We start from the raw sequence: 26585 nt of genomic DNA, 5'->3' as shown, positions 1-26585 counted from the left end.
AGTGTCAGAAGGAATAACAAACGACGTTTTGTTGAATGTGCAAACGGACTCTAAGCCATCGAAGGAGGGGCGGTGTGACGGCGAAAAACGTACTGGTTATTGGGGGCGCCGGTTATATAGGTTCTCACATGGTGAGAATGCTGACTGAAGAGGGCTTGGGAGCCGTCGTGCTCGACGACCTTAGTTCAGGGTTTGCCGACACAGTGCCTCAGGGCGTGCCTCTTATTGTAGGGGACGCTGGTAATCGCGAACTCCTCGAGCAAATTTTTCAGGAACATGAGATCGACGCAGTAATGCATTTTGCGTCCTACATTCAAGTGGGGGAATCGGTCCTGCAACCTGCGAAGTATTACGAGAACAATCTGAGCAAGACCCTCGCCTTGCTGGCGAGCATGGCGCACCATCAGATCAAGAATTTCATATTTTCATCTACTGCGGCGATTTTTGGGAGCCCTACCAACGGTGCCATTTGCGAGGCTCACCAAACCGTTCCAATAAATCCTTATGGCCGATCCAAGCTCGCAGTCGAGCAGCTTCTACCTGATTACGAGCAGGCCTACGGTATACGTCACGTGTGCCTGCGGTACTTTAACGCTGCAGGCGCTCAACCAGACGGTTCGCTAGGCGAACGTCATGAGCCGGAAACACACTTGATACCTTTGGCAATCAATGCCGCCCTGGGCAATGGCCCATCGCTGAAAATTTTTGGCAATGATTACTCAACTGCCGATGGCACATGCGTGCGCGACTACATTCACGTCTGCGACATAGCCGCCGCCCACCTGTCGGCATTGAACCATTTGCGAAATCAGGGCGACTCCCTGAAGCTGAACCTAGGGAACGGCGCAGGTTATAGCGTTAAAGATGTTCTGAATAGCGTGCAACGAATCACTCACCAAGCAGTACCTCATGAGTTTGTAGCCAGGCGCATGGGCGACCCGTCAGTGCTCGTCGCCGACTCCGCACAGGCAAGGAAGGCTTTGAACTGGACCCCGCGTTACCCTGCTCTAGACGATATCATTGCCCATGCCTATGCATGGCATTCGTCCCTGTAACGCAAATGACGCAATCTTTTCAGAAGTAAGGATGAAACAATGGCAGGGCCAACATTATCGGTAGTCATTCCTTGTTATAACGAGGAAGACGGGATTCTCGAGTTGCACCGACGAGTTACCGCCGTCTGTACAGAGCAACTGAAAGATGACTACGAACTCGTCCTGATCAATGATGGGTCCAAGGATTCAACGTGGAAAATCATGCAGAATCTGTCACAAATTGATCGCCACGTGGTTGCCATCAACCTCTCACGCAACCATGGTCATCAACTTGCATTGTCGGCTGGCTTGCAACTCTGTCGGGGCAATCGGGTTTTCATCCTCGACGCCGACCTTCAGGACCCTCCAGAACTGCTATCAAAAATGATGGAGCGAATGGACCACGGATGCGACGTTGTCTATGGCCAGCGGATTAAACGCGACGGCGAGACGATGTTCAAAAAAGCTTCGGCTCACTTCTTCTATCGCATGCTTAATCGGATGGTAGACATCGACATCCCGGCAGATACCGGGGACTTCCGCCTGATGAGCCGTCGAGCCGTCGACCTGCTGAACGAAATGCCTGAACATCATCGCTTTATTCGCGGAATGGTCAGCTGGATCGGACTTAAGCAAGAAGCCCTTCCCTATGAGCGCGCAGCACGATTCGCCGGGGAAACAAAGTACCCACTGTCGAAGATGATTAAGTTTGCAATAGATGCAATCACGGGATTCTCTGTACGCCCTTTGCGCATGGCGTCGTATTTAGGCATTGGTTTCGGTGCTGCCACAGTACTGCTATTAGGTTATGTGTTGCTTCACTACTTCACAGGCAACAGTGTAGAAGGATGGACATCGCTGGCAGTAATCATGCTGGCGCTGGGGAGCATGCAGTTATTTGTTGCCGGTGTCATGGGAGAGTATTTGGGAAGACTCTATATAGAAACCAAAGGCCGACCTTTGTTTATTATTCAAGAGATAGTCTCATCTCTAGAAAAGGAGATCAAAACAGAACCCACCAAGGAGACATCCAATTGAGCGACAATATCAATCCGGATAAAGATCAACGGGTACGTGCCGAATTCGACCTGCTTGCTGACGAGTACCATGATCAGCATAAAGAGAACGTAGCGATTACCGGCGAGAACCCGGAGTTCTTTTCTGAATACAAAATTGCAGACTTGGCAGCGCTGGTAGCAGATCAAAAACTGCCCTCTGCTTCTGTTTTTGACTTCGGCAGCGGCATCGGAAACTCATTGCCCTTCTTCAGAAAATATTTCCCTGACAGCGCGATTACCTGCGGGGATGTTTCATCCCGCAGTATTGAAATCGCAAAAATCAGATTCCCCGGTGACGAAAAATACGTTCAGATTGAAAACACCATCCCTTTGCCGACACACAGCCAGGATATCGTATTTACAGCTTGTGTCTTTCACCATATACCGCACGAAGACCATGAGCACTGGTTAAAGGAGTTGCTGCGCATCACCAAACCAGGGGGAATTCTAACGATATATGAGCATAATCCGCTGAATCCACTGACCGTAAAAGCAGTGAACACCTGCCCCCTTGATGTAAACGCAGAACTGATTTTGGGGCGAACTATGGCGAAACGCGCAACTGCCGGTGGCTGGGCAAAACCCAGTGTTGATTACAAACTTTTCTTTCCGGCCTTCTTGAGCTATTTGCGCCCGTTGGAGCGTAAGTTGAATTGGCTCGCACTGGGTGCTCAGTACCGTATGTTTGCGCGAGCGCCAGAATGATTGCACTGGCCATTCAGACGATGAAATTCTTACTTGTCGGCGTGTTAAACACGTTGACAGGTTTGGCCGCTATCTATGCAATCATGTACTTCACGTCCCTCAGCCCACTGACAGCTAATGCTGCGGGTTATGCCGTAGGCTTGGCCATTAGCTTTACCCTGAACAGTATCTGGACATTTGAAAGTACGAATCCTGCGAGACACTCGCTTCCTAAATATATACTGTGCGCCGCTATTGCCTATTTATTGAACGCAGCCGCAGTGGTACTCGCGTTAAACGTCTTGAAAATCAATCCTTATATTGCGCAACTCTGTGGAATAGTAATTTACAGCACCTTCATGTTCATCGCCTGCAAATTATTTATTTTCAAAAATAACGCAACCTAAAAAAACAACACAAGGCACACTCCAGGATGCAAGAAGTATTGCACCAAAACAACAAATCATTATTAAAAAACTAGGAATTTACATTGGCATTCTGATAATTTTGCCAATGGTGCTAGGCTACTATGTTCTAGGGCTTAACCATTGGGACATGTCGACCCCTATGGTATACGGAAATGGGGATGACATATGGCAATTGACCCTAACGAAAGTATTAACCGATACGGGATGGGTGCTTAGCAATCCATTCCTAGGAGCGCCAGAAGTTGCAAGCTGGCATCACAATGCCGCCGCGCAGACCAGCGCAATGCACTCAGTCATCATGCTGGGTTTAAATATTTTCATCAAAGACCCCATTTACCTTCAGCAATTCTACTACCTGCTGAATTTTTCATTGATCGCACTCACATCCTTCACTGCTTGCAGACTGCTTAATATATCTAGATTCTGCGGCGTTTGTGTCGCCTTTCTATTTGCTTTTAGCACATTCAGAATAAATTTCCTTATTTATTCCTTTATACCCAATTACTTCGTAATTCCTCTTGCTATTGTTTCTGTCATATGGACTCTGCAGGGAAAATTTGATCACATACTTTTGACAACCCCAAAAAAACTCCTAATTGATCGCTTCTTTCTGCTCGGCGCACTCTTCATTTTACTCATAGCGATTTCCGATGGGTACTACGCGTTTTTCATACTGCTCACACTCGGATTTTCCGCCGGCGCCCGAACTGTTCTAGTGGGATGGAAAAAGCCTATCCTGCTTACCCCACCTACCATCTATATCCTGCTGCTTGTCGCAGCGTCACTACTGATACAACTACCACTCTACGCTTACAAAAAAAATCATCACAGTGAGTTTTACCCGACGGGAAATACAGTAGACCCTGTATTAACAAAGCACTCATTTGAGGCTGAAGTTTATAGCTCAAGCTTGAAGCAACTTATCGCCCCTGCTACCAATCATAGAATATCGTCAATCGCAAAAACAGGAGAGATAATTCTAAGTTCTAATACGGCTGCAAGAAAACATTCATCCGTCGCCGCCGTCTCTCTCGGCTTTCTGGGATCGATATTACTTGCAACAGCACTCACCGCCCTGGCGCTTCCCATACTCAGAAAATCCGACACCCCCGCCACAATCAACAATCAATTGAGCTTGATCGACACCTTACTCCCCTTAATCCTATTTTCATTACTATGCTGCATATTTGGAGGCATTGGCACACTGGTAGCTTTGATATTCCCTACCATCCGCGCTTATGATCGTTTCGCCGTACTCCTTATGTTCTTCCTATTATTATTCGGCGCCCGAATAGCTGACAGATGGCGAGATCAAAAAAAACAAAAAGGACGAATGATCGTTTCAGCGCTGATTCTAACCATTACTATCTTAGGACTGTTCGATGAGATCCCTGCGACTTCGAACCGTAGAAATCAACCCTTTGCGGACCAGTATATAGCAGAGCGCAATTTCGTTAGAAAGTTAGAACAGGCCATTCCAAAGAACTCAATGGTCTATCAATACCCATACGCTCAGTATTTACGCGAAGGCCCTTACTACGCCTGGGGCGCATTTTCCCACGTTCGCCTTTACCTCAACTCACACACAATTCACTGGAGTAATGGTGGAGCGAAAAATAGTCCAGCAGACGACTGGAATTACAGAATATCCAAACTCACCTTTACGCAACAACTGACCGAAACTGAAGCCTTGGGTTTCAAATCCATTGTAATCGACCGAACTGTCGTCAAAGACGAGGAGTATTCGGCAATTCGCCAAACCTTACAAGCGCGCAACTACGAAGTAATCGAGGACGACGCGAGCAATCTTGCCTACGTGCTCCTGAATGATCCTGGATACCGTATACACTACGAACCTGACTACAAAAACATCAGTACCATTGAAATCAATTCAAAAGAAGCGGCAAACAGAAAACTTTACCCTATATTGGTAAACAGAGACACGTTTATTGCCTTTATTCATGGTTATTCTGGCAACACTCCAGTCACTGTCACCAATAAAACACACCCAGAATTATTTCTGGATGAATCAGTATTAACAAAAGGCACAGGTGACTTTGCGGTAACTCCACTTGACGCCATGAAAGGTAGTCTCTCCTGCACGCAAAAAGAAGGTACATCTTCAAATAAGAAACTAACATTGACCTTAACTAATAAAAGTAATTTCAACTGGAGCATAGGGGCAGGACAATTTCCGATAAAAATCGGATACCACATTGAAAGCATAGATGGAACAACCACTCAATGGGACAACGGATACCGTGCATCAAGTAATCGTGTTCTTTCGCCCGGCGAAAGCGAGACGCTAACAGTACCTCTCAGCGCCCTCCAGTTACCGAGCGTTAGCAAGACCGAATCACTCCAGTTACGATTCGCTCTCGTACAGGATGGCAATGCCTGGTTCTCTAACATTAGTTGTACTATTCCGCTTTGACGGCAAGTGCTGCCCCCCCCCCCCCTAATGGCCATAAATTCCAACTGGAAGCAGTGCTCGTCACCAACAGTTCTTTAAACCCGGCCCTGCCCCCACGGGATCAGAGCCGGATAGAGTAAGCAGCAGTGCTCATGATTGCTCATGTGATAAAGTTTCGCACTCTGGGAGGAACCACCTCTTAACGGTTGTTCCTATTGCTCACGGTCTCCCAAGAATGAATCGAGTAGTTCACATTACCTCTCAAAGCTTGACCACCTGCGACTAGCTGCTGCACTCGTAGTGCTTGCCTGGCACATCACGCGATGTAACTTTTAAGTACCAACCAGGCTCATGCCGGGATTGTTGTCGATGAGTTTTTTGAGCAAGGACATCCTGGCGTAGCGCTGTTTATGGTATTAAATGAGTATATCTTATGGACATGGCGAATTTCTGGGCGGCAATGACGTTAGGTTTTTCGGCAGTTTTCCAATATTGTTGTTTATGTCGATTGGTACGTATTATCTGATTAAGAGGCCCGTCACTTGAGATGAGAACAAAATACCTGAAGCCTATTGCCAAAATGGAGCCTGAAGGAAGTCAGTTTTCGTCAGACAGCTCGCCTGTAAAGCAATCAGAGCCCCCCCCGGACACACTGCCTCGCTCACTTCCTGACTAGCCCATATCGGCAATTTACGCAGGATGAGGAGCATTTTTATGGCGTAAGCTGTTACGTGTAATATTTGGGCAATCCATCCTGATTCTGAATCCGGAACGAAAAACAGATCAAAAAAGTCATTTTTGCGGTTAGAATCCCCCCATAAATTGAGTAACCACAAGGGTTTTTCCAAGACATGAAGTACCGCTCAGATATTGATGGGCTCCGGGCGATAGCCGTCCTGAGTGTAGTAATTTTCCATTTGAATGTCGGATTACTTCCTGGGGGATTTGTCGGGGTCGACATATTTTTCGTGATTTCTGGCTACCTTATTTCGAAAATCATCTACACAGAAACTGGGGGCGACTCATTCTCTATCGCAAATTTCTACGTAAGACGAGCACGCCGAATCCTGCCTGCCTTTCTGTCGGTGATCGTCGCAACATCGATTGCCGCCTATTGCCTGCAATATCCGAGTGAACTTGCAAACTACGCAAAATCCGCCATCGCCTCAGCGCTTTTCTCCGCAAACATCTACTTCTATGCGACCCTCAATTATTTTTCGCCCTCTGCGGATGAGATTCCGCTTTTGCACCTTTGGTCACTTGGTATCGAGGAGCAATTCTATATCTTCTTCCCGTTAATCATCTTGGGATTTTCTAAATTCTCAAAACGATTGATACCCGCAGCCATCGTTATCATGCTGGCTGCATCGTTGTTTTTTTCGCAGCAATTACTCTCTACAAACCCAACCGAGTCGTTTTATCTTCTACCGTTTCGTGCATTCGAGCTTCTTATCGGGAGCTTGATTGCACTCCCTGCACTACACATAAAAAAACCTCCGATCATCTCGCTTTGCATGTTTACGCTGGGCATGGCGGGATTGGCTTACCCAATATTCTTCTATAATAGTCAAACCCCGTTCCCTGGAATCGCCGCAGCCCTACCGTGCTTAGGTGCAGCGCTCATTATCATGGCTGGCGAGCAAGGCGGCAGGATGTCGATACTCCTGGGCTCCCGGCCGATGGTATTCGTGGGAAAAATATCGTACTCCCTGTACCTCGTTCACTGGCCTTTGATTGTATTCGCCAAACGCGCATTCCCTAATGCAGACAAAGAGATCGCCGCTCTGGTGATTTTTACATCAGCCATTCTTTTAGCTTTTTTAAACTACAAACTGATTGAGCAAACCTTCCGTTACGCAAAAAAGCAATGGACGCCTGCACGCATCTTGTCAGTCGCATCTATGTCTCTTTGCTTGGTGGTAGCCGCAGGATGGTTCGTCTCACACAAACACGGCTTCCCCTCATCTTCCCAAAGTCGAATCGATCAAGTACTCACAGCAATGTCCTACAATCCAACCAAGGATTATCAAGCGGGGGAATGCTTTTTAGACCCAGATCAAGATCCCGCTAAAACCGACCTCCTACGTTGTATGCCCTCTGAAAACAAGAAAACGGCGCTTCTTTGGGGAGACAGTCATGCTGCACACCTCTATATGGGGTTACGTAAAACAATGGGCGAACATAATATCTCGCTCGGGCAGTTAACGGCCTCAGCATGCGCTCCGATTCTAGGTATGGATATGCCGGCGCGCCCTTACTGCAAGGATGCAAACGAAATATTCTTAAAAAAAATCGAGACCGCTCGACCTGATCTTCTGATCATTACTGCCGGCTGGCCCATATCGTCTGAATACATGGCGTCCTTAGATAGAACGCTGGACAAAATAGACACCTTGAACTTGACTAAAGTGGTTGTAATCGGTGAAGCGCCACTTTTCAAACGCAGCGTTCCCTTGATCATAATTGATAGGATGAAAGGCAAGATATTCAACTTCAATTCGTCAGATGACGTTGATTGGGATGCCATGCAACGGTCCGAGGCTGCCGTCAGCGAGGTGGTCTCTCATCACAACCGTATTGCTTATGTATCACTGATAAAAGCGGTATGCCCTAAAGGATCCTGTCCAATGGCATCTCCAGATGAAAAGCCTCTGATCTATGACATAGTGCACCTGACGCCAGAAGGATCAGCCCTATACGCCAAGGAGATAACACCATTGATCGTAAATTAAAGCCTCAATACGCTATCAAGGATCCAGTGGCGAGCAGGGCGTTTGTGTGAGATATCTGGCCACATTACCGCAGGCCCAGTCTGGACTATCGAGAGCCTCCACAGGTCGGACAGACCTGTGGAGGTATGCGCGCCCATAATCAAAGAAAATCCATCCGCGCGACAGTACGACCTGATATTTGAGGCGGACAATCTGACCATGTCTGTATCACGCTGTGTCTGTACCTGAACAAACACGGCCTCTTGCAGAGCAGCACCAGGAGATTAACGTTTACAATGCAGCGTCCACTGACTCCCCCCAACCCGATCAGTAGCCAATACCACATCAATAGACAAAATGTACCAATGCCCTTGTAGGGAAAGAAAAAAATACGACGTGGGGACATCGTCGATGTCGCGCAGCGCCCTATATCTCGACTATCGCATCTACAGACGCAATAGTTCTCGACTGATCATCGAGGAAGAGGAATGAAGCCGGGCAGTGGCTAAGGCCTTGAGCCTGCACTGTATATTGAGCTCCTCCTCTTCACTTCAACCTCACTCGCTAAGTCCGAACTGTATCCTGAGCCCTGCATCGCACGGTAGCTAGCATCAACAAGGCTGAGACCGAGTGACGGATGATCCTCAACCCGCGCATCCGAGGAAGAGAATATGTCTGGTCTGTCCCGAAGCTGGTGGACAGGTAGTTAAGAGTTACTGCTCGCATAGCGCCGCTCAAACTCCATCGGGCTGAGATAGCCCAGCGTCGAGTGGCGGCGACGGTGATTGTAAAAGCGGATGTAGTCGAACAGGTCGGTTTTCGCCTCGTGGTAGCTGGCATAGCGCGTCAGGTACACCCGCTCAGCCTTCAGCGAACGGAAGAAGCTCTCCATCGCGGCGTTGTCCCAGCAGTTCCCGGGACGTGAATGGCTGGGCACGATTCGATGTCGCCGAAGTAAGGCCTGGTAGTCGTACGCGCAGTATTGGCTGCCTCGATCCGAGTGCAGCAGCACTTCTTCTTTCGGCTGCCGGCGTGCAATGGCCATCTCCAGCGCGGCGTGTACCAAGGCCTGCTGCATGCGGTGGTGCATCGCCCAACCGACGACGGCTCGTGAATAGAGATCGAGCACGACTGCCAGATACAGCCAACCTTGGGCCGTCCGCACGTAGGTCATGTCCGAGACCCAGTGCCGATTGGCGCGATCCGAGGCGAACTGGCGATCCAGGTGGTTCGGGGCAATCGGCAGAGCATGACGACTGCTGGAAACCAGCCGCCAGCGCTTGCGCGAGCGAACGCGCAGACCGGCTTCGCGCATCAGTCGAGCAACCCGGTGTCGACCACACGCATGCCCCATGGCCGCTAACTCGGCCTTGATTCGGCGATGGCCATAGATCCCATTCACCTCGTGGTGAATGGTGCGGATCTCCTTGCTCAGACGCCGATTCGCCATCTCTCTCGCCGAAGGTGGCCGCTGCTGCCAGGCATAGAAGCCGCTACGGGATAGCGACCAGCCAACGCCTCGATGGCGCGGAACTTCACTTCGCGGGCTGCGAGAAGATGGCGAGCGCCTTTTTTAAAACATCGCGCTCCATGGTGACCTGAGCCAGTTGCTGGCGTAGACGACGCAACTCCGCGCTCTCTCCACGCTGCTTGCCGTTGCCCGGAAAGGCATCGTCGTCACCTTGCTGCTCGTACTGGCGCTTCCATTTGCCCAGCAGGCTTTCAGCGATGCCGAGCGTCTCGGCTACATGACGAAGCGGCGTGCCGGCAAGTACCTGGTATACCGCCTCGCGTTTGAAGGATTCGGGAAAACGTCGTCTGGTCTGGGTCATGAACACTCCTTGCGGTGGACATTACCCACCTTAAGTCAGCGTCCACTCAGCCCGGGACAGACCACATCACACCGAAACCAGCGAGACACAGATCTACAGTACTGACGACATCCGGTGCACAGAGCGCCATTTCTTCAATAAGTGTACCCGCACAGAAACAGAACATCCCGGAGCTCCAGTAATACTCACCAGACGCCAGGTAGTCTTTCGCGGTATCCAAATCTGGTTTTTCGACGAAACGCTTGACCTTGAAGCCGCTACCGAATGAAGCCTCGATATCTTTTTGAATATATCCGTAGCCAGTTTCCTGATATGCGGGCTTCACACTAAAAGCCACCAGCCAGCTGTCCCCGGCCTACTGTGATGCAGGCTCCATTACAGCAACGAACGCCGCCGGATTGTCGATCAATTAGTTCGCTGGCAACACCAGCATAATAGCGTCAGGGCCGTGAGCTCGAGTCACTTCCCGCGCCGCCAATGCGACCGCAGCAGCGGTGTTGCGACCAAAAGGCTCGAGTACGAAACCCAGGCTGGTGAAGTTCGGCGCAGTGGTACCGTATTCATCAAGGGCTTTAAAGTAGAGATCACGGTTTGTAATCGTCAATACTTCAGTTACGTCATTTAGCGGCAAGGCGCGACTGCATGTTTTTCAAATCAAATTGCCAGTGTCGGGCAATTCGATAAACGGCTTGGGATGAGCAGTGCGTGAAACAGGTCATAAACGGCTGCCTGAACCGCCGTAAATAATGACTGGAACGAGGATCACGCGGTACTCCTTTACTAAATATCACATCATTTATTAGGTCAAAACTCACCAACATAAATACTGCGGGCTCGAAGAAGACGACTTAGACTGTCCCTAGACAAACCTAACCGAGAAACGCCAGACATGTAGAAAAGCAAGTCATTCCCCTTACAAAAGTGGGGCTCATTTCTCACTGGATGGTAATTTTTTCTAGGTGAAGCCGCGGCTGTACCCGCGCAGCTATCCGCATCCAGATGGAAAAAGCTGACCTACCATTCACAACGGCTCACTTAATTGAGGATTAAGACATACCGGCTTACAATTCGTGTAATTGATCTTTATTACTTTTCGCTCGGGTTTCGTACACGTCGGGATTACGACGTACAAAAAGCCCGCAAACCGTCACCGGACATTTAAAGAAATTTCTTTCAACTATTCTGGAAACCTGCCGACAACCTACCAAAGCCTTGCGGATTGAAAAAACATGCGTAATAACCAGCCTGTCACTCAGCGCGAACGTACCTTCCCGGCTCAACAACGGTTGATTTCCACGACCGATGCCAAGGGCGTCATCACCTACTGCAACGACGCTTTCGTCGAGATCAGTGGGTTCTCCCGCGAAGAACTGGTTCGCGCGCCGCACAACCTGGTACGCCACCCGGATGTGCCACCGGCGGTATTCGCCCACATGTGGACCACCTTGAAACAAGGCCTGCCATGGATGGGTATCGTCAAGAACCGCTGCAAGACCGGCGATCACTACTGGGTCAACGCCTACGTGACCCCGGTGTTCGAAGGCAGCAAGGTGGTGGGCTACGAATCGGTACGGGTCAAGCCCACCGCCGAACAGGTGCGTCGCGCCGAGTCCCTCTACAAGCGAATCAACCAGGGCAAGTCGGCCATTCCCAAGCGCGACAAGTGGCTGCCGATACTGCAAGACTGGTTGCCGTTCATCCTGGTCAGCCAGCTGAGCTTCATGATCGGTGCCTGGCTCAACTCCCACTGGGGCTTCGTCCTGGCCGCCGCTCTCTCGGTACCGCTGGGCCTGCTGGGCCTGACCTGGCAGCAGCGTGGCCTCAAGCGGCTGCTACGCCTGGCCGAGCAGACCACCTCGGACCCGCTAATCGCGCAGATGTACACCGACAGCCGGGGTGCCCAGGCGCGCCTGGAGATGTCGATCCTCAGCCAGGAGGCACGACTCAAGACCTGCCTGACCCGCCTGCAGGACACCGCCGAGCACCTCAACGAGCAGGCCCGGCAGTCCGACACCCTAGCCCACAACAGTTCCAGCGGCCTGGAGCGCCAGCGCCAGGAGACCGAGCAGGTCGCCACCGCGGTCAACCAGATGGCGGCCACCACCCAGGAAGTGGCCAGCCACGTGCAACGCACCGCCGACGCCACCCAGGAAGCCAATCGTCTTACCGGACGCGGCCGCAACATCGCCGGGGAAACCCGTGAAGCTATCCAGCGCCTGTCGGTGGTGGTGGGCGAGACCGGCCAGACCGTGACCCAGCTGGCTAAGGACAGCGATGAAATCGGCGGCGTGGTGGACGTGATCAAGGGCATCGCCGACCAGACCAACCTGCTGGCGCTGAACGCCGCCATCGAAGCGGCCCGGGCCGGGGAGATGGGTCGCGGTTTTGCCGTGGTGGCAGACGAGGTGCGCCAGCTGGCGCAACGCACCAGCGAATCCACCGGGCAGATCCACGCCCTGATCGCCAAGCTGCAGCAAACCGCCGCCAGTGCGGTGCAGACCATGGATGCCGGCCATCGCCAGGCCGAAGAAGGCGTGGCCCGGGTGTTGGAAGCCGACCAGGCGCTGGTGGGCATCAGCGAGGCGGTAGCCAACATCACCGACATGACCACCCAGATCGCCGCCGCCACCGAAGAGCAAAGCTCGGTGGCCGAGGAGATCAGCCGCAACATCAGCACCATCGCCCAACTGGCGGACCAGACCTCCGAGCAGGCCCAGCATTCGGCCGAACTCAGCGAGGCCCTGACCCATACCGCGCACACCCAGTATTCGCTGGTGGAGCGGTTCAACCGCTGACCCAGCAAGGGGCATAAAAAAGCCGGAAGCAGGTGCTTCCGGTTTTTTTATGCCCGGCCAAACCTGGCGTTCAGCCTGCCGCCCGCAGGAACCCGGCGACCCTGGCCGCGGCGGACTCCAGATGCTGCTCGTGACTGTATCCCGAGGCCTTGAGAGGCTTGAGATCGTGGTCGGCCGCTACCAGCCATTCCAGCTCGATGGCCGGCGCCAGGGTATAGGCCTCCACCGTCGGGCGATTACCCAGGGCATCGCGCTCGCCCTGGACGATCAGCGTCGGCGTGGCCAGTTCGGCCAGGTGCGCTACCCGGGGTTTTTCCGGTTTGCCGGCCGCATAGAAGGGATAGCCCAGGCAAACCAGGGCATCGGCTTGCAACTCGTCGGCCAGCAAGCTGGCCATGCGCCCGCCCATGGACTTGCCCCCCACCGCCAGCACCCCAGTGGCATAAGGTCGCACTTGGGCATATACCTCGCGCCAGCACTCCAGGAGCCTGGGCGCCGGGTTCGGAGGGCGCTTGCCACCGTCCAGGCGACGCTGGGCCATGTAGGGGAACTCGAAGCGCAAGACGTTCACCCCATGCCGGGCAAGGCGTTCAGCGATCTGTTCCATGAACCCGCTGTCCATCGGTGCGCCGGCACCGTGGGCCAGGATCAAGGTCGGCGACTTGCCCGGGGTCGCACTCGCCGCGACATCCCACAACCAGCCCCGCTCCCGCACGCACTGCGCCCATTGATCCCCGTCAATACTGGCCTTGTGCTCATTGCTCATGCTTGCCTCGCTTTTAGTCTGCCTATAACTCCAGACGAAGTGGGCGCGCCGTGCCGCGCGCAGTCGCTTTCACTTCAGCTGAACCGTGGATGGGGAACCATGAACACTTCTATCAGTACCGCCTACAACTACAAGGTGGTCCGCCAATTCGCCATTATGACGGTGGTGTGGGGCATCGTCGGCATGGGGCTCGGGGTTTTTCTCGCAGCCCAGTTGGTGTGGCCCGAACTCAACTTCGATCTGCCGTGGACCAGCTTCGGTCGCCTGCGGCCATTGCACACCAACGCGGTGATCTTCGCCTTCGGTGGCTGTGCACTGTTTGCCACGTCGTTCTATTCGGTGCAACGCACCTGCCAGACCACGTTGTTCGCGCCGAAAATCGCCGCGTTCTGCTTCTGGGGCTGGCAGTTGGTGATCCTGCTGGCGGCCATCAGCCTGCCATTGGGCTACACCAGCTCCAAGGAATACGCCGAACTGGAATGGCCGATCGATATCCTGATCACCATTGTCTGGGTGGCCTACGCCATCGTGTTCTTCGGCACCCTGGTCAAGCGCAACACCAAGCACATCTATGTGGGTAACTGGTTCTTCGGTGGCTTCATCATCACCGTGGCCATCCTGCATATCGTCAACAACCTGGAACTGCCGGTCAGCCTGACCAAGTCCTACTCGCTGTACGCCGGTGCGACCGACGCCATGGTGCAATGGTGGTACGGCCACAACGCCGTGGGCTTCTTCCTGACCGCGGGCTTCCTGGGGATGATGTACTACTTCGTGCCCAAGCAGGCCGAGCGTCCGGTCTACTCCTATCGCCTATCCATCGTGCACTTCTGGGCACTGATCACCCTGTACATCTGGGCCGGCCCGCACCACCTGCACTACACCGCGCTGCCGGACTGGGCGCAGTCCCTGGGCATGATCATGTCGCTGATCCTCCTGGCTCCAAGCTGGGGCGGCATGATCAACGGCATGATGACCCTGTCGGGCGCCTGGCATAAGCTGCGCAGCGACCCGATCCTGCGCTTCCTGGTCGTGTCCCTGGCGTTCTACGGCATGTCGACCTTCGAAGGTCCGATGATGGCGATCAAGACCGTCAACGCCCTCTCCCACTACACCGACTGGACAATCGGCCACGTACACGCCGGCGCCCTGGGCTGGGTTGCGATGATCTCCATCGGTTCGCTGTACCACCTGATCCCGAAAGTCTTCGGTCGCGAGCAGATGTACAGCCTCGGCCTGATCAACACCCACTTCTGGCTGGCCACCATCGGCACTGTGCTCTACATCGCCTCGATGTGGGTCAACGGCATCGCCCAGGGCCTGATGTGGCGTGCAGTCAACGAAGACGGCACCCTCACCTACTCCTTCGTCGAAACCCTGGTGGCTAGCCACCCAGGCTTCATCGTGCGACTGGTCGGTGGGGCGATCTTCCTCAGCGGCATGTTCCTGATGGCTTACAACACCTGGCGCACCGTGCGTGCCGCGGTGCCAGCCGAAGTCAACGCTGCTGCGCAGATGGCCTGAGGAGTCCGCCATGAAACACGAAACGATTGAGAAAAACGTCGGCTTGCTCATGCTGCTGATGGTCTTCGCGGTGAGCATCGGCGGTCTGACCCAGATCGTCCCGCTGTTCTTCCAGGACGTCACCAACAAGCCGGTGGAGGGCATGAAGCCCTACACCGCGCTGCAACTGGAAGGCCGCGACATCTACATCCGCGAAGGCTGCGTACAGTGCCACTCGCAGATGGTCCGTCCGTTCCGCGCCGAAACCGAACGCTATGGCCACTACTCGGTAGCCGGTGAAAGCGTCTGGGACCATCCATTCCTGTGGGGTTCCAAGCGTACCGGTCCGGACCTGGCCCGCGTTGGCGGCCGCTACTCCGACGACTGGCACCGTGCGCACCTGTACAACCCGCGCAACGTCGTGCCGGAGTCGAAGATGCCAGCCTACCCATGGCTGGTGACCGCACCGGTGGACAGTAGCCATACCGAAACCAAGCTCAAGGTCATGCGTACCCTCGGCGTGCCTTACACCGACGAAGACATCGCCGGTGCGACCGCCTCGCTCAAGGGCAAGACCGAGATCGACGCCCTGGTGGCCTACCTGCAAGTGCTTGGCACTTCGATCAAGAGCAAGAGGTGAGCCATGGGTTTTGCACTCGATAGCGGCATGATCCGCGGGCTCGGGACCCTGGTAGTGATGATCGCCTTCGTCGGCTTGTCGATCTGGGTGTTCAACACCAAGCGCAATCCCGAGTTTGCCCAGGCACGCCTGCTGCCCTTCGCCGATGACCCGGCGGCGAGCACTTCATCTGATGACGCTCAACCTCAAGAGCCTGCAACAAGGAGCATTCGGCCATGACCACCTTCTGGAGTACGTGGATCTGCGTACTGACCATCGGCAGCCTGATCGGCCTGACCTGGCTGCTGGTCGGCACCCGTCGGGGTGAAACCAAGGGCAGCGTGGACCAGACCATGGGCCACGCGTTCGATGGCATCGAGGAATACGACAACCCCCTGCCGCAATGGTGGTTCCTGCTGTTCGCCGGCACCCTGGTGTTTTCCGTTGGCTACCTGATCCTCTATCCGGGCCTGGGCAACTGGAAAGGCGTCCTGCCGGGCTATGAGGACGGCTGGACCCAGACCAAGGAATGGGAAAAGGAAATGGCCAAGGCGGACGTGAAGTTCGGTCCGATCTTCGCCAAATTCGCCGCCATGCCCGTGGAAGAAGTCGCCAAGGACCCGCAAGCGTTGAAAATGGGTGGTCGCCTGTTCGCCTCCAACTGCTCGGTCTGCCACGGCTCCGACGCCAAGGGTGCCTTCGGCTTCCCGAACCTGGCCGACGACAACTGGCGCTGGGGTGGCGATGCCGAGACCATCAAGGCCACCATCATGGGCGGACGCATGGCCGCGATGCCGGCCTGGGGTGAAGTGCTCAAGGAAGACGGCGTGAAGAACGTCGCCGCCTATGTGCGTCATGAACTGGCCGGCCTGCCGCTGCCAGCCGATAACGACGCCGACCTGGTAGCCGGCCAGCAAGCCTTCAGCACCACCTGCGTGGCTTGCCACGGTGCGAATGGCAAGGGCACCGCCATCATGGGCGCGCCGGACCTGACCCAACCAGCCGGCTTCATCTACGGCACCAGCCTGGCCCAGCTGCAACAGACCATCCGCCATGGTCGCCAGGGCCACATGCCGGCGCAGAGCGAACTGCTGGGCAACGACAAGGTGCAGCTGCTGGCTGCCTACGTGTACAGCCTGTCCCACAACAGCAGCAACAAGCCTCAAGCTGCAAGCGACAAGTAAAAGATCAACGGCAAGCTGCGAGTCTTCACTTGCAGCTTGCCGCTTCAAACTTCCCCTCTGCTTCTTTGCGACCAAGTGTCGCACCCCTCTACCCCGCCACGTTTGCACCCATCCGAATCAGGTCTAGGCTTACCCCGAAGTGGACTGGCGAAGGCCGGTCGCAGGCCAAAGGTATGGGCGACGCTCGAAGCTTTCGTTCGATGACAGGCCGCAAAGGCTGGTTTATACCGGCTGTCGACTCGCTGACCGCCTGTCAGCTGTTCAAGGGGCTTCCACACACCCGGTTACAACTGACCTGACACCCCCGATTTTTTTGTCCACTGCGACAGTTTGTCAGAGGGCGTTTTTTGTCCCTACTCGGCATAGGGAAAGGCCGCAGAATCAGGCATGGAACGCATTGACGCAGGTCATGGCGCGTTGCAATGACCCCCTGCTTTCTCCATACTTGCGACCGATTTTTATCCCTAATAAAACACCCAAACCGTGGAACCTTAGAAATGAGCACAGCAATCAGTCCGACTGCTTATAACTATAAGGTAGTCCGCCAGTTCGCCATCATGACGGTGGTCTGGGGGATCCTTGGCATGGGGCTCGGTGTCTTCATCGCCTCGCAACTGGTCTGGCCGGAGTTGAACTTCGGTCTGCCATGGACGACGTTTGGACGCCTGCGCCCGCTGCACACCAACCTGGTGATCTTCGCCTTCGGTGGATGTGCATTGTTTGCCACCTCTTACTATGTCGTGCAGCGAACCTGCCAGACGCGACTGATTTCCGACAGCCTCGCGGCCTTCACCTTCTGGGGTTGGCAGGCGGTGATCGTCGGTGCCATCGTGACCCTGCCACTGGGTTACACCACCACCAAGGAATACGCCGAACTGGAATGGCCCCTGGCTATCCTCCTGGCGATCGTGTGGGTCACCTACGGCCTGGTGTTCTTCGGCACCATCACCAAGCGCAAGACCAAGCACATCTACGTGGGTAACTGGTTCTACGGCGCCTTCATCGTGGTCACGGCGATGCTGCACATCGTCAACCACGCCTCCCTGCCGGTCAGCTTCTTCAAGTCCTACTCGGCCTATGCCGGCGCCACCGACGCGATGATCCAATGGTGGTACGGCCACAACGCCGTGGGCTTCTTCCTGACCACCGGCTTCCTGGGGATGATGTACTACTTCGTACCCAAGCAGGCCGAGCGTCCGATCTACTCCTATCGCCTGTCCATCGTGCACTTCTGGGCACTGATCACCCTGTACATCTGGGCTGGTCCGCACCACCTGCACTACACCGCGCTGCCGGACTGGGCGCAGTCCCTGGGCATGGCCATGTCGATCATCCTGCTGGCTCCAAGCTGGGGCGGTATGATCAACGGCATGATGACCCTGTCGGGCGCCTGGCATAAACTGCGCACCGACCCGATCCTGCGCTTCCTGGTGGTGTCCCTGGCGTTCTACGGCATGTCGACCTTCGAAGGTCCGATGATGGCCATCAAGACCGTCAACTCGCTGTCCCACTACACCGACTGGACAATCGGCCACGTACACGCCGGTGCCCTGGGCTGGGTAGCGATGATCTCCATCGGCGCCCTGTACCACCTGATCCCGAAAGTCTTCGGTCGTCAGCAGATGCACAGCATCGGCCTGATCAACACTCACTTCTGGCTGGCTACCATCGGTACCGTTCTCTACATCGCCTCGATGTGGGTCAACGGCATCACCCAGGGCCTGATGTGGCGTGCGATCAACGACGACGGCACCCTCACCTACTCCTTCGTCGAAGCGCTGCAAGCCAGTCACCCAGGCTTCATCGTCCGCGCCCTGGGCGGTGCTTTCTTCGCCGCCGGCATGCTGATCATGGCGTACAACGTATTCCGTACCGTGCGCGCCTCGAACCCGGCGGAAGCTGAAGCCGCTGCTCAGATCGCTGTAGTTGGAGCTCACTGATGAAGCACGAAGTAGTCGAGAAGAACATTGGCCTGCTGGCCTTCTTCATGGTCATCGCCGTCAGCATCGGCGGCCTGACCCAGATCGTCCCGCTGTTCTTCCAGGACGTCACCAACAAGCCGGTGGAAGGCATGAAGCCACGCACCGCGCTGGAACTGGAAGGTCGTGACATCTACATCGCCAACGGCTGTGTCGGCTGCCACTCGCAGATGATCCGTCCGTTCCGTGCCGAAACCGAACGCTATGGCCACTACTCGGTAGCCGGTGAAAGCGTCTGGGACCATCCATTCCTGTGGGGTTCCAAGCGTACCGGTCCGGACCTGGCCCGCGTTGGCGGCCGCTACTCCGATGACTGGCAGCGTGCGCACCTGTACAACCCGCGCAACGTTGTCCCCGAGTCGAAGATGCCGGCTTATCCGTTCCTCGTAGAAAACAAGCTCGACGGCAAGGACACCGCGAAGAAAATGGAAGTCCTGCGCACGCTCGGCGTTCCCTACACCGACGAAGACATCGCCGGTGCCAAGGATGCCGTGAAGGGCAAGACCGAAATGGACGCGCTGGTGGCCTATCTGCAAGGCCTGGGCACCATCATCAAAAGCAAACGGTGATCTAGATGGATATCGGGATGATTCGTGGCCTGGGCACCCTTGTCGTGATGGTGGCCTTCGTCGGCCTGGCACTCTGGGTGTTCAGCCCCAAGCGCAAGTCCGAGTTTGACGACGCGACCTTGCTGCCGTTCGCGGATGACCCCGACGCCATCAAGCACGTCGAGCAAGCTTCTAGGAGTAACAAAGAATGACTACGTTCTGGAGTCTGTACGTCACAGTCCTCAGTCTGGGTACCATCTTCGCCCTGACCTGGCTGCTGCTGTCGACCCGCAAGGGCCAGCGCGCCGAGCAGACCGACGAGACGGTCGGCCACTCTTTCGACGGGATCGAGGAGTACGACAACCCACTGCCCAAATGGTGGTTCATGCTGTTCGTCGGCACCATCGTCTTCGCCTTGGGTTACCTGGTGCTGTACCCCGGCCTGGGCAACTGGAAAGGCGTACTGCCTGGCTACAACTACCTTGATAACGAGAAGCAGACCGCATTCGCCAACGGCCAGTCCGGCTGGACCGGCGTGCATGAGTGGGAAAAGGAAATGGCTCGCTCCGACGCCAAGTTCGGTCCGATCTTCGCCAAGTACGCAGCCATGCCGATCGAGGAAGTAGCCAAGGATCCGCAAGCCCTGAAAATGGGTGGCCGCCTGTTCGCTTCCAACTGCTCGGTCTGCCACGGTTCCGATGCCAAGGGTGCCTATGGCTTCCCTAACCTGACCGACGCCGACTGGCGCTGGGGCGGCGAGCCGGAAACCATCAAGGCCACCATCATGGGCGGTCGTCACGCAGTGATGCCGGCCTGGGTGGATGTAATCAAGGAACAAGGCGTCAGCGACGTTGCCGCCTATGTCCTGACCAACCTCGATGGTCGCAAGCTGCCGGAAGGCATCAAGGCCGACCCGGCCAATGGCCAGAAGCTGTTCGCCGCCAACTGCGCGGTCTGCCACGGTCCTGAAGGCAAGGGCACCCCAGCTATGGGCGCACCCAACCTGACCCACCCGGCAGCGTTCATCTACGGTTCGAGCTTCGCCCAGCTGCAGCAGACCATTCGCCATGGTCGCCAAGGCGTGATGCCTGCCCAGGAGCAACTGCAGGGCAACGACAAGGTCCACCTGCTGGCGGCTTATGTCTACAGCCTGTCCCACGGTGACAAGCAGGCCGATGCTGAATAAGCCCATGGCCTGAAGGCAATACCCGAACGGCCCCGCCAACGCATGTTGGCGGGGCCGTTTTCATTGGGCGCCGTTCTCTGCCAAAAACGTCCTGCGTGACGCATAGAAATCTAAGGCAAGACCGACAACTGCCTAGGGATTTTTCCGACGCCATGAAAGATTCGAACGGTATGGAGTGCAAAACGGTCCATAATCCACAAGTCAATTGATTCAGGTCATTACACTATCGATTGGCTTCCCCCAACGCGACCAAAGGTCGCACCCTTGTCCTAGAGCTACAGGCGTATCATTGCGCCACTGCAACACCCCTTTTTGACCCCGGTCGGCACGTACTGGCCGAGGCATTTTTCCACTGCCGTGGGATGCAATGATGAGCAATCAGATTCCTGTACACGATGTAACCCCGCCTGCCAAAAACGCCAGCAAAAGCGTCGACCTCTACGCCTCCAGAGAAAAAATCTACACCCGTGCCTTCACCGGCCTGTTCCGCAACCTGCGCATGGTGGGCGGTGCTGGGCTGTTCCTGCTGTACTTCGGTACCGTCTGGCTCAACTGGGGCGGCCACCAGGCCGTCTGGTGGAACCTGCCGGAACGCAAGTTCTTCATCTTCGGCGCCACCTTCTGGCCCCAGGACTTCATCCTGCTGTCGGGCATGCTGATCATCGCCGCCTTCGGCCTGTTCTTCATCACCGTCTATGCCGGCCGCGTCTGGTGCGGCTACACCTGCCCGCAGAGCGTCTGGACCTGGATCTTCATGTGGTGCGAAAAGGTCACCGAAGGCGACCGCAACCAGCGGATCAAGCTGGACAAGGCGCCCATGGGTGCCAACAAATTCCTGCGCAAGTTCGCCAAGCACAGCCTGTGGCTGCTGATCGGTTTCGTCACCGGCATGACCTTCGTCGGCTACTTCTCGCCGATCCGTGAACTGGTCATCGACTTCTTCACCGGCCAGGCCGATGGCTGGTCTTATTTCTGGGTCGGGTTCTTCACCCTGGCCACCTACGGCAACGCCGGCTGGCTGCGTGAGCAGGTGTGCATCTACATGTGCCCCTACGCCCGCTTCCAGAGCGTGATGTTCGACAAGGACACCCTGATCGTGTCCTACGACCCGCGCCGGGGCGAAGGTCGTGGCCCGCGCAAGAAAGGCGCCGACTACAAGACCCAGGGCCTGGGTGACTGCATCGACTGCACCATGTGCGTCCAGGTCTGCCCGACCGGTATCGACATCCGCGACGGCCTGCAGATCGAGTGCATCGGTTGTGCCGCCTGCATCGATGCCTGCGACAGCATCATGGACAAGATGGACTATCCTCGCGGCCTCATCAGCTACACCACCGAACACAACCTTTCAGGCCAGAAAACCCATAAACTGCGTCCGCGCCTGATCGGCTACGCCCTGGTGCTCCTGGCCATGATCAGCCTGCTGGTCACCGCGTTCCTGATGCGCTCGCTGGTGGGCTTCGACGTCAGCAAGGACCGGGTGCTGTACCGCGAGAACGCCGAAGGCCGGATCGAGAACGTCTACAGCCTGAAGATCATGAACAAGGACCAGCGCGACCACACCTACGTCCTGGACGCCACTGGCCTGCCGGACCTCAAGCTGCAGAGCAAGCGCGAAATCCATGTGGTGGCTGGCGACATCGTCAGCATGCCCGCGGAGCTGTCGATCGCTCCGGAACAACTGCCATCGACCACCAACGAGGTGAAGTTCATCCTCAAGGACATCGATGACGAAAGCGTCCAGGTCGAAGCCAAGAGCCGATTCATCGGCCCACAAATTCGTTAAGAGAAATAAGCATGCCTACAGCCGTCGCCACAAACCCTTGGTACAAGCACCTCTGGCCCTGGATCATCATCGGCATCCTTGCCTGCTCGGTAGCCCTGACCCTGTCCATGGTGACCATTGCGGTGAACAACCCGGACAACCTGGTCAACGACAACTACTACGAGGCCGGCAAAGGCATCAACCGCTCCCTGGACCGCGAGCTGCTGGCACAAACGCTGAAAATGCGCGCCAGCGTGCATCTCGACGATCTGACCGGCGAAGTCGAACTGCGCTTGAGCGGCGACAGCCAGCCCAAGAGCCTTGAGCTGAACCTGATCTCGCCGACCCAGCCAGAGAAAGATCGCAAGATCGTCCTGACCCGCAGCGAAACCGAACACGGTCGCTACATCGGCCAGGTGAACGACAAGGTCGAGGGCCGGCGCTTCGTCGAGCTGCTTGGGGTCGAGGGCGACAAGACCTGGCGCATGTTCGAGGAAGAACAGGTCAGCCACGACAAGGACCTGCTGTTGGGCGACGAGCCGCTGCAAGGCGCCGAAGACCTGAACTGATCGACACCCGCCACACATCGCCGGCCTGCCGCCTCCCTGCCCCCAGGCAGGAGTCGACTGGCCGGCGATGAGTTTTTCCCAGAGCCAAAAGACTGCCGATGACCACGCCACTGCCTTGCTACCACTGTGCCCTGCCGGTTCCTCCCGGCAGCCGGTTCACCGCCGTCGTGCTCGGCGAATCCAGGGAGTTCTGCTGCCCGGGTTGCCAGGCGGTCGCGGAGGCGATAGTCGCCGGCGGCCTGGAGCACTACTACAGCCACCGCAGTGAAGCATCCGCCAACCCCGAGGCCTTGCCGGTACAACTGGTGGACGAACTGGCGCTATACGATCGCGCCGATGTGCAACAGCCCTTCGTCCGCCACGAGGGCGAACTGGCGCAGACCACCCTGCTCATGGAAGGCATCAGTTGCGCCGCCTGCGGCTGGTTGATCGAGAAGCACCTGCGCAGCCTGCCGGCAGTGGCCGAAGCCCGGCTCAACCTGTCCAATCATCGCCTGCACGTGAGCTGGGCCGACAGCGACCTGCCCTTGAGCCAGTTGCTCGCGCAGCTGCGCCAGATCGGCTACGCCGCCCACCCCTACCAGCCGGACAAAGCCAGCGAGCAACTGGCTGGCGAGAACCGCCTGGCTCTACGCCAACTGGGCGTGGCCGGCCTGCTGTGGTTCCAGGCAATGATGGCGACCATGGCCACCTGGCCGGAATTCAACATCGACCTGAGCCCGGAGCTGCACACCATCCTGCGCTGGGTAGCGCTGTTCCTTACCACTCCTATCGTCTTCTATAGCTGTGCGCCGTTCTTCAAGGGTGCGATGCGTGACCTGCGCACTCGCCACCTGACCATGGACGTCTCGGTTTCCCTGGCCATCGGCGGGGCCTACCTGGCGGGCATCTGGACCTCCATCAGCGGAGTCGGCGAGCTGTACTTCGACGCAGTAGGCATGTTCGCCCTGTTCCTCCTCGCCGGCCGCTACCTGGAGCGCCGGGCCCGGGAACGGACCGCGGCGGCCACCGCGCAACTGGTCAACCTGCTACCGGCCTCCTGCCTGCGCCTGGACGCAAACGGTCAGAGCGAACGCATCCTGCTCAGCGAATTGCGCCTGGGCGACCGGGTACTGGTGCATCCCGGCGCGGTGTTGCCGGCGGACGGCAAGATCCTCGACGGCCAGTCGAGCGTCGACGAATCGCTGCTCACCGGCGAATACCTGCCACAACCCCGGGGCCTGGGCGATACCGTCACCGCCGGAACCTTGAACGTCGAGGGGGCATTGACCGTGGAGGTCCAGGCCCTAGGCCAGGACACTCGCCTGTCGGCCATCGTTCGCCTGCTGGACCGGGCCCAGGCCGAAAAACCCCGCCTGGCCGAAGTGGCCGATCGCGCCGCCCAGTGGTTCCTGCTGTTGTCGCTGATAGCCGCAGCCGCCATCGGTTTGCTGTGGTGGCAACTGGACGCGCCACGGGCCTTCTGGATCGTCCTGGCGATGCTGGTCGCCACTTGCCCCTGCGCGCTGTCCCTGGCCACACCCACGGCCCTCACCGCCGCCACTGGCACCCTGCACAAGCTTGGCCTGCTGCTGACCCGTGGTCATGTCCTCGAAGGCCTGAACCAGATCGATACGGTGATCTTCGACAAGACCGGCACCCTGACCGAAGGCCGCCTGGCCCTGCGCGCCATCCGCCCGCTTGGCAGCCTGTCCGGCGATGCTTGCCTGAGCCTGGCCGCGGCCCTGGAAAACCGTTCCGAACATCCGATCGCCAGGGCGTTCGGCCGTGCACCGGTGGCCGCCGAGGATGTCACCAGCAGCCCGGGGCTGGGCCTGGAAGGATCGGTCCAGGGCCAGCGCCTGCGTATCGGCCATCCGGCGTTCGTCTGCCAGCTCAGCGGATGCGCGGTACCGCAAATGCCCGATGAAGCCGGCCAGTGGTTGCTGCTCGGCGATACCCAGGGTGCCCTCGCCTGGCTGGTGCTCGACGACCGCCTGCGCAGCGATGCCCCGGCCCTGCTGGCAGCCTGCAAGGCCCGTGGCTGGCACACCTTGCTGCTGTCCGGGGACAGCTCGCCGATGGTCGCCAGCGTCGCCGCACAATTGCAGATCGACGAAGTCCGCGGCGGCCTGCGCCCGGACGACAAGCTGCAAGTGTTGCAGCAGTTGCACCAGCAGGGCCGCAAGGTGCTGATGCTCGGCGACGGGGTCAACGACGTGCCGGTGCTGGCCGCCGCCGACATCAGCGTGGCCATGGGCTCGGCCACCGACCTGGCCAAGACCAGCGCCGATGCGGTGCTGCTGTCCAATCGCCTGGAAGCCTTGGTACAGGCCTTCAGCCTGGCTCGCCGGACTCGCCGGGTGATCATCGAGAACCTGCTGTGGGCGGGGCTGTACAATGGCCTGATGCTGCCGTTCGCCGCCCTTGGCTGGATCACTCCGGTCTGGGCCGCGGTCGGCATGTCCATCAGTTCCCTGACCGTGGTGCTCAACGCCCTGCGCCTGACCCGCATGCCGCGGCTGGCCGACAGCGCCGAAGCCCCCGCAACCCGCCCGCTGCCGGCCTGAGCCGCCGGGCCTGGAGTCCAGATGCCAGCTCTTTACGTGATGATCCCGGCCGCCCTGCTGATCGTGGCCATCGCCATCTACATCTTCTTCTGGGCCGTCGACAGCGGCCAGTACGACGACCTCGACGGCCCGGCCCACAGCATCCTGTTCGACGACCAGGATCCAAGCCACACCGCCGCGGTGGATGCCGCCAAGGGCCAACCGGCCGCCGAGCAGGATCCAGCCAAGAAATCGGAACCGCCCCATGCTTGAGCTGGCCCCGCTGCTGGTTTCCGCAGTGATCCTCGGCCTCCTCGGCGGCGGCCACTGCCTGGGCATGTGCGGAGGCCTGATGGGCGCACTGACCCTGGCCATCCCCCAGGAACAACGTGGGCGGCGCCTGCGCCTGCTATTGGCCTATAACCTGGGGCGCATCCTCAGCTACGCCCTGGCCGGCCTGCTGCTGGGCCTGGCGGGCTGGGCGGTGGCCAACAGCCCCGTGGCCCTGTTCATGCGCACCCTGGCCGGGCTGCTGCTGATCGCCATGGGCCTGTACCTGGCCGGCTGGTGGAGCGGCCTGACCCGTATCGAGGCCCTGGGCAAGGGCTTGTGGCGGCATATCCAGCCCCTGGCCAGTCGCCTGCTGCCGGTGTCCAGCCTGCCGCGGGCCCTGGTACTCGGCGCACTCTGGGGCTGGCTGCCCTGCGGCCTGGTATATAGCACCCTGCTGTGGTCGGCGAGCCAGGGCAATGCCCTGGACAGCGCACTGCTGATGCTGGCCTTCGGCCTGGGCACCTGGCCGGTACTGCTGGCCACCGGCCTGGCGGCGGAACGGGTCACGGCCCTGCTGCGTCGTCGCAGCGTGCGCCTGGCTGGCGGCCTGCTGGTCATGCTGTTCGGCATCTGGACCCTGCCAGGTCCGCACCAGCACTGGTTGATGGGCCACTGAAATCTTCGCGGAGCACTACCCCAGCCGCCTGGGA

At 57.1% G+C, this 26585-nt stretch carries 22 protein-coding genes and 2 pseudogenes; 20 read left to right on the top strand and 4 right to left on the bottom strand.

Features of this window, described 5'->3' with window-relative positions; genetic code table 11:
- Positions 1-74: 74 nt before the first annotated feature.
- From galE to C4K40_RS09930, 6 genes are all read left to right on the top strand, one after another.
- A complete protein-coding gene (galE, locus tag C4K40_RS09955; protein WP_083457027.1) occupies positions 75-1055 on the top strand; it encodes a UDP-glucose 4-epimerase GalE in 981 nt (326 codons plus the stop codon).
- 39 nt (positions 1056-1094) lie between these two features.
- Positions 1095-2072, top strand: a complete 978-nt coding sequence (locus C4K40_RS09950; protein WP_053138591.1) for a glycosyltransferase family 2 protein — start codon at positions 1095-1097, stop codon at positions 2070-2072.
- Positions 2069-2797: a class I SAM-dependent methyltransferase gene (locus tag C4K40_RS09945; RefSeq protein WP_053138589.1), complete on the top strand. Its 729-nt coding sequence runs from the start codon at positions 2069-2071 to the stop codon at positions 2795-2797. The genes C4K40_RS09950 and C4K40_RS09945 overlap by 4 nt, the downstream gene beginning before the upstream one ends.
- Entirely contained in the window at positions 2794-3183 is a 390-nt protein-coding gene (locus C4K40_RS09940) for a GtrA family protein (RefSeq protein WP_053138585.1), read from the top strand. The genes C4K40_RS09945 and C4K40_RS09940 overlap by 4 nt, the downstream gene beginning before the upstream one ends.
- Positions 3184-3331: 148 nt before the next feature.
- A complete protein-coding gene (locus tag C4K40_RS09935) occupies positions 3332-5638 on the top strand; it encodes a hypothetical protein (protein WP_256660343.1) in 2307 nt (768 codons plus the stop codon).
- 830 nt (positions 5639-6468) lie between these two features.
- The gene (locus C4K40_RS09930; protein ID WP_053138583.1) at positions 6469-8349 is read left to right on the top strand and encodes an acyltransferase family protein; all 1881 of its coding nucleotides are present in this window, start codon (positions 6469-6471) and stop codon (positions 8347-8349) included.
- A gap of 685 nt (positions 8350-9034) precedes the next feature.
- Here the strand turns inward: C4K40_RS09930 and C4K40_RS09925 are convergent.
- The 3 genes and pseudogenes from C4K40_RS09925 to C4K40_RS09915 all read right to left on the bottom strand — a co-directional run.
- A pseudogene (locus C4K40_RS09925) lies at positions 9035-9820 on the bottom strand (IS3 family transposase); the annotation flags it as partial.
- Between the two features lie 43 nt (positions 9821-9863).
- Positions 9864-10160 (bottom strand): transposase, encoded by a 297-nt coding sequence (locus C4K40_RS09920; protein WP_124421280.1) that lies wholly within the window; start codon positions 10158-10160, stop codon positions 9864-9866.
- A 46-nt stretch (positions 10161-10206) separates the two neighbouring features.
- Positions 10207-10791: pseudogene (locus tag C4K40_RS09915) on the bottom strand (sugar phosphate nucleotidyltransferase).
- A 598-nt stretch (positions 10792-11389) separates the two neighbouring features.
- On the opposite strand from C4K40_RS09915, the gene C4K40_RS09910 reads away from it, so the two are divergent.
- Positions 11390-12955 (top strand): PAS domain-containing methyl-accepting chemotaxis protein, encoded by a 1566-nt coding sequence (locus C4K40_RS09910; RefSeq protein ID WP_022643334.1) that lies wholly within the window; start codon positions 11390-11392, stop codon positions 12953-12955.
- Positions 12956-13025: 70 nt separating this feature from the next.
- Here C4K40_RS09910 and C4K40_RS09905 read toward each other — a convergent pair whose 3' ends face one another.
- Positions 13026-13721, bottom strand: coding sequence for an alpha/beta family hydrolase (locus tag C4K40_RS09905; protein ID WP_022643333.1), 696 nt, complete (start codon positions 13719-13721; stop codon positions 13026-13028).
- 99 nt (positions 13722-13820) lie between these two features.
- Here C4K40_RS09905 and ccoN (C4K40_RS09900) point away from each other — a divergent pair, with 99 nt between their 5' ends.
- From ccoN (C4K40_RS09900) to C4K40_RS09840, 13 genes are all read left to right on the top strand, one after another.
- Positions 13821-15245, top strand: coding sequence for a cytochrome-c oxidase, cbb3-type subunit I (gene ccoN, locus C4K40_RS09900; RefSeq protein ID WP_022643332.1), 1425 nt, complete (start codon positions 13821-13823; stop codon positions 15243-15245).
- A 10-nt stretch (positions 15246-15255) separates the two neighbouring features.
- Positions 15256-15864, top strand: a complete 609-nt coding sequence (ccoO, locus tag C4K40_RS09895) for a cytochrome-c oxidase, cbb3-type subunit II (protein ID WP_022643331.1) — start codon at positions 15256-15258, stop codon at positions 15862-15864.
- A gap of 3 nt (positions 15865-15867) precedes the next feature.
- The gene (locus tag C4K40_RS09890) at positions 15868-16083 is read left to right on the top strand and encodes a cbb3-type cytochrome c oxidase subunit 3 (RefSeq protein ID WP_022643330.1); all 216 of its coding nucleotides are present in this window, start codon (positions 15868-15870) and stop codon (positions 16081-16083) included.
- Positions 16080-17027, top strand: a complete 948-nt coding sequence (gene ccoP, locus C4K40_RS09885; protein WP_053135997.1) for a cytochrome-c oxidase, cbb3-type subunit III — start codon at positions 16080-16082, stop codon at positions 17025-17027. Before C4K40_RS09890 ends, ccoP (C4K40_RS09885) begins: the two co-directional genes overlap by 4 nt.
- A 497-nt stretch (positions 17028-17524) precedes the next feature.
- Positions 17525-18967 (top strand): cytochrome-c oxidase, cbb3-type subunit I, encoded by a 1443-nt coding sequence (gene ccoN, locus C4K40_RS09880; RefSeq protein WP_022643328.1) that lies wholly within the window; start codon positions 17525-17527, stop codon positions 18965-18967.
- Positions 18967-19575, top strand: coding sequence for a cytochrome-c oxidase, cbb3-type subunit II (ccoO, locus tag C4K40_RS09875; RefSeq protein ID WP_022643327.1), 609 nt, complete (start codon positions 18967-18969; stop codon positions 19573-19575). The genes ccoN (C4K40_RS09880) and ccoO (C4K40_RS09875) overlap by 1 nt, the downstream gene beginning before the upstream one ends.
- Positions 19576-19580: 5 nt before the next feature.
- The gene (locus tag C4K40_RS09870; protein WP_031321312.1) at positions 19581-19766 is read left to right on the top strand and encodes a cbb3-type cytochrome c oxidase subunit 3; all 186 of its coding nucleotides are present in this window, start codon (positions 19581-19583) and stop codon (positions 19764-19766) included.
- A complete protein-coding gene (ccoP, locus tag C4K40_RS09865) occupies positions 19763-20740 on the top strand; it encodes a cytochrome-c oxidase, cbb3-type subunit III (RefSeq protein WP_022643325.1) in 978 nt (325 codons plus the stop codon). The genes C4K40_RS09870 and ccoP (C4K40_RS09865) overlap by 4 nt, the downstream gene beginning before the upstream one ends.
- 370 nt (positions 20741-21110) lie before the next feature.
- The gene (gene ccoG / locus C4K40_RS09860) at positions 21111-22526 is read left to right on the top strand and encodes a cytochrome c oxidase accessory protein CcoG (RefSeq protein ID WP_053135994.1); all 1416 of its coding nucleotides are present in this window, start codon (positions 21111-21113) and stop codon (positions 22524-22526) included.
- An 11-nt stretch (positions 22527-22537) separates the two neighbouring features.
- Positions 22538-23074: a FixH family protein gene (locus C4K40_RS09855; RefSeq protein ID WP_031321311.1), complete on the top strand. Its 537-nt coding sequence runs from the start codon at positions 22538-22540 to the stop codon at positions 23072-23074.
- Positions 23075-23172: 98 nt separating this feature from the next.
- On the top strand, positions 23173-25623 hold the full coding sequence (locus tag C4K40_RS09850; protein WP_053135991.1) for a heavy metal translocating P-type ATPase: 2451 nt from the start codon (positions 23173-23175) through the stop codon (positions 25621-25623).
- Positions 25624-25644: 21 nt separating this feature from the next.
- Complete coding sequence (ccoS, locus tag C4K40_RS09845) at positions 25645-25875, top strand: cbb3-type cytochrome oxidase assembly protein CcoS (protein WP_031321309.1); 231 nt, start codon at positions 25645-25647, stop codon at positions 25873-25875.
- Positions 25868-26551: a sulfite exporter TauE/SafE family protein gene (locus C4K40_RS09840; RefSeq protein ID WP_022643320.1), complete on the top strand. Its 684-nt coding sequence runs from the start codon at positions 25868-25870 to the stop codon at positions 26549-26551. The genes ccoS and C4K40_RS09840 overlap by 8 nt, the downstream gene beginning before the upstream one ends.
- Positions 26552-26585 lie beyond the last annotated feature (34 nt).

Origin of the sequence: Pseudomonas sp. CMR5c (genome assembly GCF_003850545.1) — a bacterium.
Taxonomy (GTDB): Bacteria; Pseudomonadota; Gammaproteobacteria; order Pseudomonadales; family Pseudomonadaceae; genus Aquipseudomonas; species Aquipseudomonas piscis.
This window is presented reverse-complemented; position numbering and strand designations above follow the sequence as displayed.